Origin of the sequence: Archangium violaceum, from assembly GCF_016859125.1 — a bacterium.
Lineage (GTDB): Bacteria > Myxococcota > Myxococcia > Myxococcales > Myxococcaceae > Archangium > Archangium violaceum_A.
This window is the reverse complement of record NZ_CP069338.1, coordinates 9641228-9657109: the sequence shown is the minus strand read 5'-3', so window position 1 is coordinate 9657109 and position 15882 is coordinate 9641228. Positions and strand designations below refer to the sequence as shown.

Sequence of the window (15882 nt, the reverse complement as noted above, 5' to 3'; positions counted from 1 at the left end):
TCCCTCCAAGCGCCCACCTCGCCATTGCGTGCTCTGTGGCCATCCGGAGCTGATCGACGCCCGGGGCCTGGGCCGTTTCCTGCTCGTTCCGGATCCCGAAGGCCGGGGTCCCATCTGTCCGCCATTGAAGGGCTGTGGCGTGCAGAGGCAGCGTGAACGCGACAACGCACCGCTGACGCCGAGCCCCCGCTGAGCTAAGGAAGGGCCCCTCCCGCGTAGTCAAGCCGAGGTGTGCCCGCATGTTGGTTCCCCTGCTGCTCGCGTCATTGTTCGCCGTCACCCCCGTCGAGTCGGCCCCCGCCGCCGATCCGACGGTGTCCTTCGCCCGCTCCATGGAAGGCCGCCACGCGCGGCTGCTCGAGGGGCTGGACCTGGCGGCCACCTTCAAGCCCTCCGAGACGCCACCGCTCCGCCTCACGGACGCGATGCGCTTCGGCCTCATGGACGCTCCCCTGCCCCTGGACACCGGCGGCGGCGTGGACGCGGAGACGCGCCAGGTCCTCGCGCTCGTGCTGGGGCTGATCATCGGCTTCGGCACGGGCCACCTGATCGCGAGGGATCGCGACGGCTTCATCCTGTTCCTGGTGGTGGACCTGGCCATCATCGTCGTCAGCAGCGTCTTCAGGTTCGCCGTGGGCGGTTGGTTCTGGGGGCTGGGAGGCCTCGCGCTGCTCGTCTCGCACGTCATCCAGGGCATCGACGCGCTGGGCAAGGCGGGTGGGCCGCGCCTCGTGGAGCAGACACGCCAGAGGGCGGTGGAGGTGGCGGACGTCTCGCGCGGACGCGACGCCCCGCCCACCACCACCCGCGCCTTCGCCTTCACCTTCTGATCGAGGTTTCCGTGAAACGACTACTCGCCCTGCTCGCCCTCGTCCCCCTGGCCCTGGCCACCGGCTGCGCGAGCCAGACCCTGCTCAGCGCGGAGGATCGGACGAAGCTCCAGCATGATCTGACCACCGGCCCGTCCTCGGAGCGCTACCTGAAGGCCTCCAGCTACATCACCCCGTTCTTCGGGGACTCGTCGAAGCGGCTGCTGACGCCCTACCCGCCGGAGGAGGTGCGGCTGCTCAACGACACCAAGGGCAACCCCATCAACCCCGGCCCGGTGCAGGCGCTGATGCCCGCGGGCACGAAGGTGCGCGTGCTGAAGGTGGAGTTCCCCACCGCGTGGGTGATGGCGGAGCGGGTGCTGTACTCCCCGCGCACTCAGCCCTGGGTGTACCTGGACGTGAAGGGCGCGCCGCCGGGGCCTCCGGTGATCCTCGTGCTCCCGCCGCAGCTCAAGACGAAGGAGGAGGTGCTGACCGAGCTGGATCGGCACCTGCTGACGCAGGATCCGGCGCCGCGGATCTCCAAGTTCCAGTCGCGTTTCCAGGACGCCCTCCGGCAGAAGAAGGTGCTGGAGTACATGCCGGAGGCGGCGGTGGAGATGTCCTGGGGCGCGCCGGAGAGCATCCGCCGCACGCTGGACGGGCAGCAGGTCCACCAGGAGTGGGTGTACCCGGGCGGCAAGCGCCGGGTGTTCATCACCGACGGACTGGTGACCCGGGTCGACGAAGGCACGCCCGCCGAGTCGAAGTAGGAAACACGAAGGTCCCCTCTCCCCTCGCGGGAGAGGGTCGGCCTCTAGCGGCGGCGCCGTCCACCACCGCCGCCACCACCGCCGCCACCACCCCCGCGGCGCTTGCCACCACCCCCGCGAGCGGCCTGGGCCTCGCCCGGACGGGTGAGCCGGGGCAGCTCGCCGGCCATGACGGGGTAGAAGTCCCCGGCCAGCAGCGCGGCCACCAACTGCGCCTGCGTCTGGATGGGATTCTTGAAGAAGGTGGCGCCATAGCCCACCTCGTCCAGGGAGCCCCGGGCGTCGCTGCCACCGGTGCACGGCAGCTTGAGCGCCTCCGCGGCCTCCACGGCCAGGTCGTTCGACGTCTGCTTCACCCGGGCGTTGTAGCCCTCGACGGCGCACAGCACCCCGCCCAGCGTGCGGACATAGTCCATGGCCGGGTTGGGCGTGTCCCGATCGTACGGGCGCGCCGCCACGATGGCCGCGCCCAGTGAGCGCACCTTCGGCAGGCACTCGGCGGCGCTCCAGGGCTTCTCGCGGTTGCTGCCCCACATCTGCACCGGCTCGGGCGCCAGCTCCGGCTTCGGGAAGAAGCACAGGTACTGTCCCCGGTCGGTGATGAGCTCCAGACCGACGAAGACCTTCACCTTGGACTTCGCGCCGATCTCGAAGAGTTCGTCACAGCCGTCCTGGGTATTGGTTTCGGTGAAGGCCACGCCGTCCAGACCGAACAGCGCGGCACGGTCCAGGACCGCGCGCGGATCCAGGTCGCAATCCTTCGAGAGGTAGGAATGCGCGTGCAGATCGATGAGCATGTGCGCCGCTCCCTAACAGGCTCCCGTGGGAGCTGTCGAGTCTCGGCGCACCACCCCGCCCACAATCAGGCGAACGCGTACCCCTGGAGGCCCGTCTGCTTCGTCTGGGTGTTCTTCTCCTCGTGGGTGCGGATGAGGTAGCCCATCAGCATCAGCGACGAGGTGTTCTCCAGCACCCGGGACGGATCCTTGGAGATGAGGTTGGCGCTGTAGTTGAGGAAGAACTGGGCCAGGTCCTCGCCCGCTTCCTTGACGATCAGCGCGTTCAGCGCGGCGGGATCCATCGTCCGGATCTCGTTGATGAAGTCCACCGCCAGGTCCTTTTTGGTCTTCACGTCCACGGCCATCCCCCTTCGCCCATCCCCACCCCGAGGGCCCCTCCCCCGGGCGCCAGATCCAGCGACCTCTGAAATCTAGGCACGCCCCCCCGGGCGGGAAGCCCCGGCCCCTCCCTGGCGCCTACAGGTAAGCTTTTTTGACACCTGTGAATAGCGCGCGATAACCTTCCTCACACTCAGTACGAAAAAAACACAGCGCAAGGAGTGGCAGATGTTCACGGGCGTGAAGGTGTTCTCCGCGACGAAGGCGAAGGAGCGGGAAGAGCTGGGTGAGAACGTGACCCGCTGGATCAGGAGCAACTCGGATCTGGAGATCGTCGACCGGGTCGTGTGCCAGTCCAGCGACAACGAGTTCCACTGCTACACGCTGGTCCTCTTCTACAAGCACAAGTCGCAGCCGTAGCCTGATCCGTTCCTCGCGGATCACCCCCAGCCAGGCGCGGCTCCGTCGGCTCTCCCCCAGGCCCGACGTCGAGCGCGCCTCATCTCCCCTTTTGCCGGACAGCCCCTCGGTCGGTCCGTAACGCGGTCCCTTCATCCGCGAGACCGCCGGGTCCCCTGCCCTATTCCCCGCCGAGCGCCTGGAGATGTTCACACGCCAACGGCGCGGATGGCGTCCGCACGATTCGCCCCGGCGACTAGAGTCCGCGGCCATGGCGAACTCCGAGGCGGGGCTGGCGGAAGTGGAAGCGCTCTACCGGAAGACGGTGAGGGGTGCGTTCGAGCACCTGACCTTCAAGGGTCTCACGCATACAGGCCAGCCCGTGAGCCTGCCGCTCGAGGAAGTGTACGTCGGGCTGAAGGTCCTGGCCGAGGTTCCCGAGGTGGTGGATGACCTCAGCGCCGCCGAGCGCAGGCTCCTTCACGAAGCAAAGCTGCAGGGACGCCTGGAAGAGGAGCAGGACCGGGAGCTGGACAGCTTGCGCTACCGGCGCTGGCGGGAAGAGGCACGCGGCGAACAGACACGCCTCCAACGCCGGAGCCTCGATGCCACGCAGGTGGAGCTGGCCGAGCCCGTCATGGTCCTGCTGGGAGACCCGGGCTCTGGCAAGACGACGCTCCTCCATTACCTGGCCCTGCGCGCCATCGGGCCGGAGCAGACGGGTGGGACGCGGAAGGGACGCCTCCCCCTCTTCGTCCCGCTCGCCGCGTATGACGAGCACCTCAGACGCACGGACGACACCGCCACGCTCGAGCAGTTCCTCGCTATCTACTGGGCGCGCTGGAGCCACCTGCGTGGCCTGGAGCCGCTGTTCCACCAGGCCCTGGAGGAAGGCCGGGCCCTGGTCCTGCTCGATGGCTTGGACGAGGTGCTGGAGCTGACGACGCGGCGGCGCGTGGCCCAACAAGTCAGCGGCCTGCTTCAAAAGTGGGAGGGCCGAGGTAACCGCTTCGTGCTCACCAGCCGATTCATCGGGTACCGGGAGGTCCGGCTTCCGGGCGGAGTGCCGCACTACATGGTGCTGGATTTCGGGCCGGAGGAGATAGAGCGGTTCGCGCACAGGTGGTGCGAGGCTTTCGAGGTGCTGGCCTCGGGTGGCGAGCGCTCGGAGGGGGTGCTGCAACGTGCGCGACAGGAAGCGCAGGCCTTGCTGGAGGACGTGCAGGAGAAGCCAGGCGTGGCGCACCTGGCCTCCAATCCCCTCCTCCTGACGATGCTGGCACAGTTGCGGCGGCAGGAGGGTCGGTTGCCGGCCCGGCGGATAGAGCTCTACGCGCGCTACGTGCGCATGCTGCTGGAGCATTGGGCCGAGCGCGTCCAACCCGATGTGGCCCACCAGCACTTGATGGACCTGGCGCTGTGGCTTCAGCGCCACCGGCCCAGCGGGACGGCGCGACAGAGCGACCTGGTGAAGGTACTGCGTCACCAGGAGATGCGGGATATCGCCGGCCTGCTCGGAGAGAGGGGCCACGATGCCCATGGCTTCCTGCACCTCACCTTCCAGGAGTACTTCGTGGGGCGGGCCCTGGCGCGTGAGTCCCCGGAGAACCGGTGGGAGCTCCTCCGGCCCCACCTGCATGACCCGCGCTGGCATGAGCCGCTCTTGCTGTGTGCGGGCCAGTTGGGAGTCATCGAGGGCCGGGAAGAAGAGGTCGATGACCTGCTGGGGAGAATCCTGGGAGCGGGCAGTGAGCACGAGGAGGTGCTCCACCGGGATTTGTTCCTGGCGATAGCGGTGCTCGAGGAGGACGTCACGCGCTCCAAGAAGAGGCTGAGCGACATGATGGCTCGACTCGAGCCCTTGCGAATGGCTCGGGTGCCTTCGGTCCGCCAACGAGCACTGGCGGGAATGGCTCAGTTGATGCGGCTGGGACATGAACCGGCAAAGGAGGCGTTCCTCGCCTGGATTGAGGAGCAAGCACATACATCGGAAACCTCTCGAGCACTGGCGAAGGTGCCCCCCGGAGAGATTCCCGCGGAGCTTCGCGGAAAGCTGCTCGAGTGGCTGGAGAGAGAGGGCGGCAGGAAGTGGATCGTGGCGGTGGATGTGCTGGGTCCCATGGCGGGCAGCGACGAAGCCGTGCTGCAGGCTCTCCTCCCCCGGATCGATGACGACAGCCCGGGCGGGCCTCCATCCGTGGTCTGGGCGCTGGGACGCGTGGCGGGCAGCAGCGAAGCCGTGCGGGATGCCTTTCTCGCTCGGCTCGCCGACAAGGAATTCGATGTGGGGAGCGCGATGATCCAGGCGCTGAGCGCCATGGTGAGCAGCGACGAAGCCGTGCGTCAGGCCTTCTTTTCTCGGCTCGCCGATGAGCTCCCTCATGTGCGTGAAGCAGCGGCCGAGGCCCTGGGGGCCCTGGCGGACCGCGATGAGTCCGTGCGGCAGGCCCTCCTCTCCCGACTCACTGACGAGAACTGGCCGGTGCGCAGCTCAGCAGCCTGTGCGCTGGGGGCCATGGCGGGCAGCGACGAATTCGTGCGACAGGCCCTCCTCGCCCGGCTCGCTGACGAGGACTCCGATGTGCGTGAAGCAGTGGTCGATGCGCTGAGTGCCAGTGTGGGCAACGACGAATCCGTGCGGGATGCCCTCCTCTCCCGGCTCACCGACGAGGACTGGCTCGTGCGTAGAGCGGCGGCCGAGGCGCTGGGCGCCGTGGCGGGCAGCAGCGAAGCCGTGCGGCAAGCCCTCCTCGCTCGGCTCGACGACGAGGTCCCTCATGTGCGTGAAGTGGCGGCCCTGGCGCTGAGCACTGCGGTGGGCAGCGACGAAGCCGTGCGGCAAGCCCTCCTCTCTATGCTCGATGACGAGAACTACGGTGTGCGTCGAGTGGCGGCCGAGGCGCTGGGAGCCGTGGCGGGCAGCGACGGAGCCGTGCGTCAGGCCCTTCTCTCTGTGCTCGACGATGAGCAGGGAGAGGTGCGTCGCGCGGTGTCCGAGACGTTGGGAACCCAGGTGGGAAGCGACGAAGCCGTGCGACAGGCACTCCTCTCCCGGCTTGGCGGCGAGCGCTGGGAGGTGCGTAGCGCGTCGGTTCGGGTGCTGGGTGCCATGGTAGGCAGCGACGGATCCGTGCGCCAGGCCCTCCTCGAGCGGCTCGACGATGAGCACTGGCAGATACGTGAAGCGGCGGTCGAGGCGTTGGGAGCCGTGGTGGGCAGCGACGGAGCCGTGCGTCAGGCCCTCCTCGAGCGGCTCGACGACGAGGACCCCGATGTGTGTGAAGCGGCGGTCGAGGCGTTGGGAGCCGTGGTGGGCAGCGACGGCGCCATACGTCAGGCCCTCCTCGATCGACTCGCCGACGAGCACTGGTGGATGCGTGAAGTGGCGGCCGAGGCGCTGGGAGCCGTGGCGGGCAGCGACGGAGCCGTACGGGAAGCCCTCCTTGCTCGACTCGATGACGAGACCTCCGACGTGCGTAGCGCGGCAGCCAAGGCGCTGGAAGCAGCCGTGGCGGGCAGCGATGGAACCGTGCGTCAGGCCCTCCTTGCTCGACTCACCGACAAGCACGAGAAGGTGAGGAGAGCGGCAGTCCAGGCGCTGGGAGCCGTGGTGGGCAGCGACGGAGCCGTGCGTCAGGCCCTCCTCTCCCGGCTCAACGACGAGGACGGGTTTGTGCGTCAAGCGGCAGCCAAGGCGCTGGAAGCCGTGGCGGGCAGCGACAAGGCCGTGCAGCAGGCCCTTTTCGCTTTGCTCGACGAGAGGGAGCTCGGTGTGATTCAAGTGGCAGTCGAGGTACTGGGCACCGCTGCGGGCAGTGACGGGTCCGTGCGTCAGGTCCTCCTCGCTCGGCTCGCCGACGAGCACGGGTTTTTGCGTCGAGCGGCAGCCGAGGCGCTGGGGGCCGTGGTTGACAGTGACGGATCCGTACGAAAGGCCCTCCTCGCTCAACTCGACGACAATAACGAGTGGGTGCGTGCAGCGGCGGTCCGGGCATTGGGAGCCGTGGTGGGCAGCGACGGAGCCGTACGAGAGGCCCTCCTCGCTCGACTCAACGACAAGGTCTGGACGGTGCGAGCTGCAACGGTGATGACTCTCTCGGAGAAGAGTCGTGCGGAGGATGTTCCAGTAGAATCCTTCATTCCCTGGCTGGGAGCTGTCGGCTACTCATCCCAAGAAGATCTGCCTGAGCAGGTTCGTCGCTCCGTCGCCCGGGTTGTCGCCCTCGAAGCTCACCACGATGAACATTTGTTGAGGCGTTTGTTGGAGTGGGTGCGTCACCCGGAGTGGGAGACGCGCCAGGGCGCCGCGATGGCACTGATGGCCATTCCCGGAGGACCGCCGCCCCACGCGAAGCCGGCCCTGCTTGGCCTGCTCGACGATCTTCGTGATGAAGGGGCTTGGAGTGAACGCCTGGACATGGCCGAGAGCCTGCTCAATGCGCGTGACCGGGAAGCGAGCAAGAAGGCCATCGACTGTGCGATGAGCGCACTCGATTACGGCATCCAGCCCTGGCACGACGGCGAGCTCACCGGGCAGGTGCGCAGCAGGGCCGCGGAGCTCCTCGGACGGTTGGAGCCAACCCATCGCAACGAGCGCGTGCTCCAGCGATTGCTCCGACTCCTGCAGGAAGACGATGAGGAAGACGTTTGCGACACTGCCTACCAGGCCGCGTTGCGCCTCATCGCGGCACCTGTCGAGCGCCGGTAGAGGCCCGAAACCAAACCTCCAGCCCTGTCAATCGCTATGAGCAATCAAGACTGGCGCCCTCGACTCACCACCATCGATGACCCGATTGCAGACGATCGATGGTCTCTCACCACCCAACAGGGAGAAACAAAGGTCTGCAGGATCGTCGTCGGCCGTCCGCAGCCTCTTCCTGGCGAGGCGGATAGAGCCTGGTACTGCCCGCTCTCCATCGAAGGCTACCTCCCCGGCATCAAGTGCGTCATGGGGGTTGGTCCTGTTGATGCGCTCATGAATGCGATGACGCTCGTGCGGAGGTTCTTCGAGGAGAACTCTGATGTCACGCCCAGAGCAGGAGAGCCGCCCAGCGAGGGCTCCTAGTGCCGAGGCGGTCCGAACTCGGCGCGACATATTTGCTCGCCCGTAGCACCGCGGACCTCCCAGTTTGAAAAGTCCCGGTAACGGTACTCGCCCGCTCGCCAGCCCGGATGGCGGGTAGCCGGACCTCCCCAGCCTGCCCGCTCGCGCGGCGGGGAAACCGGCCATGAGAACAGTCCGGGCAGCGGGTGTGCACCTTGGGGGGCCATTCCTAATGTTCACGGGCCGACGTGACGGACGCCTGGAGCGTCCAACATCGACGCATGGTGAAAAACAGCGCCGGAGCATCGCGGCGCAGGGACCTATAAGGGGCCGCCTGCACTTTATGAGCGAGCGAATCGGAAGCACGGTCATCGAGAATGTCCGGCCACAGCTGGACGCCGGCCGATGGGCAGTGAAGCGCGTCGAGGGTGAATCCCTCACGGTCAAGGCCGACATCTTCAAGGAGGGCCACGACGTCCTGGTGGCCGTGGTGCGTTGGAGGCAATCCGCGCCGAAGGAACAGGCGACGGAGTGGACCGAGACGCCCATGGAGGCCAAGGGCAACGACCTGTGGGAAGCCTCCTTCCCCCTGGCGCGCAACGGCCGCTACGAGTTCACGGTCGAGGCCTGGCCGGACCTCTTCGCCACCTGGGTGTCCGAGCTCAAGCGCAAGGTCGACGTGGGCCGCGACGTGCGCAGCGAGCTGCTCGAGGGCGCCGCGTTGCTCGAGGGCGCCGCCGCCCGGGCCACCCAGGCCAAGGAGCCCGAGGACGCCAGGCGTCTGACCGAGGCCGCCCAGTCCTTCCGCAAGGGCGTCTCCCCCAACGCCATCGCCACGGCGATGGATCCGGGGCTCGCGCTCATCGCGTCGAAGCACGCGGACCGCTCCATCGCCTCCCGGTACGACCGCGTGCTCGAGGTGTTCGTCAACCGCGAGAAGGCGCGCTTCGGCTCCTGGTACGAGTTCTTCCCGCGCTCGGCGCTGCGCGACGGCCGCACGCACGCCACCTTCAAGGACGCGGAAAAGTGGCTGCCGTACGTGCAGTCCCTGGGCTTCGACATCATCTACCTGCCGCCCATCCACCCCATCGGGCGCACGGCGCGCAAGGGCAAGAACAACAGCCTCACCGCGGGCCCCGAGGACGTGGGCAGCCCCTGGGCCATCGGCGCCGCCGAGGGCGGTCACAAGGCCGTGAATCCCAAGCTCGGCACGCTGGAGGACTTCCGCGGCTTCGTGAAGGCCGCCAACGACCTGGGCATCGAGATCGCCCTGGACATCGCCTTCCAGTGCTCGCCGGACCACCCCTACGTGAAGGAACACCCGGAGTGGTTCCAACACCGGCCGGACGGCACCATCAAGACGGCCGAGAACCCGCCCAAGCGCTACGAGGACATCGTCAACTTCGACTGGCTGGGCCCCGGACGCGCCACGCTCTGGCCCGAGCTCAAGTCGGTGGTGATGCACTGGGTGGAACAGGGCGTGCGCATCTTCCGCGTGGACAACCCGCACACCAAGCCCCTGCAGTTCTGGGCCTGGCTCATCCGCGAGGTGCAGACCGTCCGGCCCGACATCGTCTTCCTCTCCGAGGCCTTCACCCGTCCCAAGGTGATGAAGCACCTGGCCAAGGTGGGCTTCCAGCAGTCGTACACCTACTTCACCTGGCGCAACTTCAAGCAGGAGATGGAGGAGTACCTGGAGGAGATCACCTCCGAGCCCGTGTCCGACTACATGCTCGGCAACCTCTGGCCGAATACGCCGGACATCCTCCCCGAGTTCCTCCAGCGGAGCGGACCCGGTGGCTTCCGGCTGCGCGCCGCCATGGCCGCCACGCTCTCCAGCTCCTGGGGCATGTACTGCGGCTACGAGCTGTGCGAGGGCACGCCCGTCAAGCCCGGCAAGGAGGAGTACCTCGACTCGGAGAAGTACGAGCTCAAGGCGTGGGACCTGGACCGGCCGGGCAACATCCGCGACTACATCTCGCGGCTCAACACCATCCGCCGCGAGCACCGCGCCTTCCAGCTCTACTCCAACCTGCGCTTCTTCAAGTCGGACAACGACCAGGTGATGTTCTACCTGAAGCGCACGCCGGACGGCTCCAGCCAGGTGCTGGTGGCGGTGAGCTTCGATCCCTTCCACGCCCAGGAGTCCGTGCTCCACGTGCCCCTGGCCGAGCTGGGCATCCAACCGGACGAGACGTACCAGGTCCACGAACTGATGACGGACGAGCGGAGCCTGTGGCAGGGATCCACCGCGCACGTGCGGCTCACGCCCGAGCAGCCCGCTGCCATCTGGGCCGTGTACCGCTTCCGCCGCAGTGAGCAGGCGTTCGACTACTACGAATGAGACACCCCACCACTTTATGACCCGGACGGATCCGCTCTGGTACAAGAAGGCAGTCATCTACGAGCTACACATCCGAGCGTTTTATGACTCGAACGCGGATGGGCACGGGGACATCCCCGGGCTCATCGAGAAGCTGCCGTACCTTCAGGACCTGGGCGTCACGTGCCTGTGGATCCTCCCCCACTACCCCTCGCCGTTGAAGGACGACGGCTACGACATCGCGGACTACTACGCGGTGCACCCGGACTACGGGACGCTCGCGGACTTCCAGCGGCTGGTGGACGAGGCCCACAAGCGCGACATCCGCATCCTCAGCGAGCTCGTCGTCAACCACACCAGCGACCAGCACGCCTGGTTCCAGGAGGCCCGGAGGGATCCCAAGAGCCCCAAGCGCGACTTCTACGTCTGGAGCGACACGGACGACCGGTACCAGGGCGCGCGCATCATCTTCCTGGATACCGAGCGCTCCAACTGGACGTGGGACCCGGTCGCCAAGCAGTACTTCTGGCACCGCTTCTTCAGCCACCAGCCGGACCTCAACTACGACAACCCCGAGGTCCAGGAAGCCATGCTCGACGTCATGCGCTTCTGGCTGAACATGGGCGTGGACGGCTTCCGCTGCGACGCCGTGCCCTACCTCTTCGAGCGCGAGGGCACCAACTGCGAGAACCTCCCGGAGACGCACGCCTTCCTCAAGAAGCTGCGCAAGGCGATCGACTCGGAGTACCCGGACAAGATGCTCCTGGCCGAGGCCAACCAGTGGCCCGCGGACGTGCGCGTCTACTTCGGTGACGGCGACGAGTTCCACATGGGCTTCCACTTCCCGGTGATGCCCCGCCTCTTCATGGCGCTGCGCAAGGAGGACCGCACCCCCATCGTGGAGATCCTCCAGCAGACGCCGGAGATCCCCGAGACGTGCCAGTGGGCCATCTTCCTGCGCAACCACGACGAGCTGACGCTGGAGATGGTGACGGACGAGGACCGGGACTACATGTACCGGGAGTACGCCACCGATCCGCGCATGCGCATCAACCTGGGCATCCGGCGCCGGCTCGCCCCGCTCATGGACAACGGCCGGCGGCGCATCGAGCTGATGCACAGCCTGCTCTTCACCCTGCCCGGTACCCCCGTCCTCTACTACGGGGACGAGATCGGCATGGGCGACAACATCTACCTGGGCGATCGCAACGGCGTGCGCACGCCCATGCAGTGGACGCCGGACCGCAACGCGGGCTTCTCCCGGGCGGACGGCGCGCGCCTGTACGCCCCCATCATCGGGGACCCCGTCTACGGCTACCAGAGCATCAACGTGGAGGCCCAGGAGCGCGTCCGCTCCTCGCTGCTCAACTGGATGAAGCGCATGCTCCGGGTGCGCCAGCGCTACCCCGCCTTCGCCATGGGCCGGCTGCGCTGGCTCAACCCGGACAACCGCAAGGTGCTCGCCTTCGTGCGCGAGTACGAGGGCCAGACGATCCTCATCATCTGCAACCTGTCGCGCTTCGCGCAGCCGGCCGTCATCGACCTGCGTGACTGGGAGGGCCAGGTGCCCGTGGAGCTCATCGGAGAGACGCCCTTCCCGCGCATCTCCGGCAGCCTGCCGTACCAGCTCACGCTCGGCCCCTACATGTTCCTGTGGTTCCGCCTCGAGAAGCTCGCCCCTGGGAGAGGAATGCCGTGACGACGCCCATCGATCTGACGAAGCTGCCAGACTACCTGCGCAACCAGCGCTGGTTCGCGGGCAAGGCCTGGCCCATCAAGTCGGTGTCCACGGTGGACCATGCCACCGTGCCACTGCCCGGCGGGCGTGACTTCACCCTCGCCGTGGTGGAGGTCATCTACGAGCTCGGCCACCCGGACCGCTACCTGCTACCCGTGCTCCCCTCGAGCGAGGGCATCCAGGACGCCCTGGATGACGTGGAGGCGCTGCGTGCCCTCTTCCAGGTCATCCGCGAGAAGCAGACGCTCCCGAGTGCCTCGGGCCGGTTCGTGGGCGAGTGGCTGGACACCCCCGAGGGCCTGATGGCCCTCCCCTCGCCCGTGCCGGTGCGGCGGCTGCAGGTGGAGCAGAGCAACACCTCGGTGGTGGTCGCCGAGCAGGTCATCTTCAAGGTCATCCGCAAGCTGGAGGCCGGCATCAACCCCGAGTACGAGGTGGGCCGCTTCCTGGCGACGAAGACGTCCTTCCGGGCCACGCCCACCCTGCTCGGCGCGTTGCAGTCCGAGGGCCCCGCGGGCGCCACCCTCGCCGTGGTGCACCGCTACATCCCCAACGTCACCGACGGCTGGCGCTACACGCTGGACAACTTCCGCCGCTCGGCCCGGCTGTCCGACACCTTCCTCGGGGAGCTGCGGGTGCTGGGCCAGCGGTTGGGCGAGCTGCACAAGGCACTCGCCTCCAGCACCGACGAGCCGGGCTTCACCCCGGAGCCCCTCCTCGCGGAGGATCTCCAGCGCTGGAGCGCCTCCATGGTGGGCGAGCTGGGCGTCACCCTCAACGACGCCATGCGCCACTTCCCCGAGCTGGAGGGCCGCCGCGAGGGCCTCATGGGCCGCGCGAAGCAACTGGCGCAGGTCTCCCCCTCGGGGCAGAAGATCCGCATTCACGGAGATCTGCACCTCGGACAGGTGCTCCGGACGGAGGGGGACTGGCTCCTCTTCGACTTCGAGGGAGAGCCGGGGCGCAGCTTCGCCCAGCGGCGGGAGAAGTACTCGGCGCTGCGGGATATCGCGGGGATGTTGCGTTCCTTCGACTACGCGGAGGCCACGGTGCAACTGGAGGGCCTGGCCGCCGGCGAGCGCGTGGCACCGGCACGCGGGGCCTTCCTGGAGGGCTACCGCTCCACCACGCGAGGGGCGCCCTTCCTTCCCCAGGACGACGCGAGCTTCGACGCGATGCTTGACGCGTTCGAGCTGGAGAAGATGCTCTACGAAGTGCGTTACGAGCTACAGAACCGGCCGGACTGGGTGCGCATCCCCGTCCAGGCACTCATGAGGATGGAGGTTCGCAAGTGAAGAAGCCGATGGATCGGCTGCAGGTGGATGCGGAGCTGCAGCAGATGGTGGAGCTGAGGCACCCCGAACCGCACCGCGTGCTGGGCATCCACCCGGATGGGGACGGCACGGTGGTGCGGGCCTACCGCCCGGAGGCGGTCTCCATCCACGTGCTCCCGGAGTTCGGTGGGCGCATTCCCATGACGCACCGGATGGGAGGCGTCTTCGAGGCCCGGATCAACGGCAAGGGGGACGCCTTCAACTACCTGCTGGAGGTGGAGTACCCCGGCAACAAGACGTTCACCCTGAGGGATCCGTACAGCTTCCTGCCCACGCTGGGCGACATGGACCTGTACTTCGCGGGCGAGGGCCGGCACGAGCAGCTGTGGAAGCGCATGGGGGCCCACCCCATCCACCACAACGGCATCAGCGGCGTGGCCTTCGCGGTGTGGGCGCCCACGGCCGCGAGCGTGTCCGTGGTGGGTGACTTCAACAGCTGGGATGGCCGGCTGCACCCCATGCGGCGCATGGGCTCCTCGGGCATCTGGGAGCTGTTCATCCCCGAGGTCGGCGAGGGCACGCGCTACAAGTTCGAGATCCGCCCGGGCGGCGGCGGCCGCCTGCTCAAGGCGGATCCGTTCGCCTTCCGCACCGAGGTGCCGCCGGCCACGGCCTCGGTGGTGCACGACCTGAAGCACTTCCAGTGGACGGACGAGAAGTGGATGACGGAGCGGGCCACGCGCGACGTGGACCACTCGCCCTGGTCCGTCTACGAGGTGCACCTGGCGTCGTGGCGGCGCGTGGTGGAGGACGGGGACAGGTCCCTCTCCTACCGGGAGATGGCCCCCGCGCTCGCGGAGTACGTGAAGAAGACGGGCTTCACCCACGTGGAGCTGATGCCCGTGTCCGAGCACCCCTTCGGCGGCTCCTGGGGCTATCAGGTGGGCAACTACTACGCGCCCACCGCGCGCTTCGGCCACCCGGATGACTTCCGCTACCTGGTCAACTACCTGCACGAGCAGGGCATCGGCGTGCTGCTGGACTGGGTGCCCGGGCACTTCCCGCGGGACGCGCACGCGCTCGGCCAGTTCGACGGCACCGCCCTCTACGAGCACGCGGACCCGCGCCAGGGCACGCAGCCGGACTGGGGCACCTACGTCTTCAACTTCGGCCGCAACGAGGTGCGCAACTTCCTCATCGCCAACGCGCTCTTCTGGCTCGAGGAGTACCACATCGACGGACTGCGCGTGGACGCCGTGGCGTCCATGCTCTACCTCGACTACAGCCGCAAGCACGGCGAGTGGATTCCAAACCGCTGGGGTGGCCGCGAGAACGAGGAGGCCATCTCCTTCCTGCGTGAGCTCAACGACAGCGTGCGCCGCAAGTTCCCCGGCGCGGTGATGATCGCCGAGGAGTCCACGGCGTGGCCCAAGGTGAGCCAGCCCACCCACGAGGGCGGGCTCGGCTTCCACTTCAAGTGGAACATGGGCTGGATGCACGACACGCTGACGTACTTCTCGAAGGATCCCATCTACCGCCAGCACCACCACAACCAGCTCACCTTCGGCCTGCTCTACGCCTTCAGCGAGCACTTCATGCTGCCGCTGAGCCATGACGAGGTGGTGCACGGCAAGGGCTCGCTGCTCGGGAAGATGCCGGGAGACGACTGGCAGAAGCGCGCCAACCTCCGGGCCCTGCTCGCGTGGATGTGGGCGCACCCGGGCAAGAAGCTGCTCTTCATGGGCGGCGAGTTCGGCCAGCCCTCCGAGTGGAACAACGACCGGAGCCTGGACTGGCACCTGTTGGGAGATCCCGGCCATGCCGGCATCCACGCGATGGTGTCGGACCTGAACAGGCTCTACCGGAGCCACCCGGCGCTCTACGACGCGGACAACGAGCCGCTGGGCTTCCAGTGGCTGCAGCCGGACTCGGCGGCGGCCAATGTGTTCGCCTTCGTGCGGCGCTCGCGCCAGCCGGGAGGCCACGTGGTGTGCATCGCCAACCTGTCGCCCGTGCCCCGCGAGGGCTACCGCGTCGGCTTCCCCCGGCACGGCAGCTACGTGGAGCTGATGAACACGGACGCCCGGGACTACGGCGGCTCGGGCATCGGCAACCTGGGGCGCATCCACACCGATGCCTTCGGGTGGGACGGACAGGAGGCCTCGGTCCAGCTGACGCTGCCTCCGCTGTCGGTGCTGTGGTTCACCCCGGGGTGAGCCCACCCTGAAGGAGGGAGGCGCGGCTCACACCAGGTGGGCCCCCTCCCCTCCCGCTCCAGCGTGGGCCGCGTGGGGAGGGGCAGGAGCGCGAGCACCAGGCCCTTCTCAGCGGGGATGGACCCGCACCACGCGCCCGACCACGGCCTCGCGGCCCCACCCTGACATCTGACACGTCAGTGGCCCGC

At 67.7% G+C, this 15882-nt stretch carries 10 protein-coding genes; 8 read left to right on the top strand and 2 right to left on the bottom strand.

What is annotated here, in order from left to right:
- Positions 1-239: 239 nt before the first annotated feature.
- Positions 240-830 (top strand): hypothetical protein, encoded by a 591-nt coding sequence (locus JQX13_RS40765; RefSeq protein ID WP_203404798.1) that lies wholly within the window; start codon positions 240-242, stop codon positions 828-830.
- Between the two features lie 11 nt (positions 831-841).
- On the top strand, positions 842-1582 hold the full coding sequence (locus JQX13_RS40760; RefSeq protein WP_203404797.1) for a hypothetical protein: 741 nt from the start codon (positions 842-844) through the stop codon (positions 1580-1582).
- Positions 1583-1626: 44 nt separating this feature from the next.
- Here JQX13_RS40760 and JQX13_RS40755 read toward each other — a convergent pair whose 3' ends face one another.
- Together JQX13_RS40755 and JQX13_RS40750 are read right to left on the bottom strand one after the other, a co-directional pair.
- A complete protein-coding gene (locus tag JQX13_RS40755) occupies positions 1627-2379 on the bottom strand; it encodes a PHP-associated domain-containing protein (RefSeq protein ID WP_203404796.1) in 753 nt (250 codons plus the stop codon).
- Between the two features lie 65 nt (positions 2380-2444).
- Complete coding sequence (locus JQX13_RS40750; protein ID WP_108070312.1) at positions 2445-2720, bottom strand: hypothetical protein; 276 nt, start codon at positions 2718-2720, stop codon at positions 2445-2447.
- Between the two features lie 208 nt (positions 2721-2928).
- Here JQX13_RS40750 and JQX13_RS40745 point away from each other — a divergent pair, with 208 nt between their 5' ends.
- From JQX13_RS40745 to glgB, 6 genes are all read left to right on the top strand, one after another.
- Positions 2929-3120 (top strand): hypothetical protein, encoded by a 192-nt coding sequence (locus tag JQX13_RS40745; RefSeq protein ID WP_203404795.1) that lies wholly within the window; start codon positions 2929-2931, stop codon positions 3118-3120.
- A 184-nt stretch (positions 3121-3304) separates the two neighbouring features.
- Positions 3305-7807, top strand: a complete 4503-nt coding sequence (locus JQX13_RS40740; RefSeq protein WP_203404794.1) for a HEAT repeat domain-containing protein — start codon at positions 3305-3307, stop codon at positions 7805-7807.
- Between the two features lie 679 nt (positions 7808-8486).
- Entirely contained in the window at positions 8487-10487 is a 2001-nt protein-coding gene (locus tag JQX13_RS40735) for an alpha-1,4-glucan--maltose-1-phosphate maltosyltransferase (RefSeq protein WP_203404793.1), read from the top strand.
- Positions 10488-10503: 16 nt separating this feature from the next.
- Complete coding sequence (gene treS / locus JQX13_RS40730) at positions 10504-12165, top strand: maltose alpha-D-glucosyltransferase (protein WP_203404792.1); 1662 nt, start codon at positions 10504-10506, stop codon at positions 12163-12165.
- A complete protein-coding gene (locus JQX13_RS40725; RefSeq protein ID WP_203404791.1) occupies positions 12162-13499 on the top strand; it encodes a phosphotransferase in 1338 nt (445 codons plus the stop codon). The genes treS and JQX13_RS40725 overlap by 4 nt, the downstream gene beginning before the upstream one ends.
- Entirely contained in the window at positions 13496-15694 is a 2199-nt protein-coding gene (gene glgB / locus JQX13_RS40720; RefSeq protein ID WP_203404790.1) for a 1,4-alpha-glucan branching protein GlgB, read from the top strand. The genes JQX13_RS40725 and glgB overlap by 4 nt, the downstream gene beginning before the upstream one ends.
- Positions 15695-15882 lie beyond the last annotated feature (188 nt).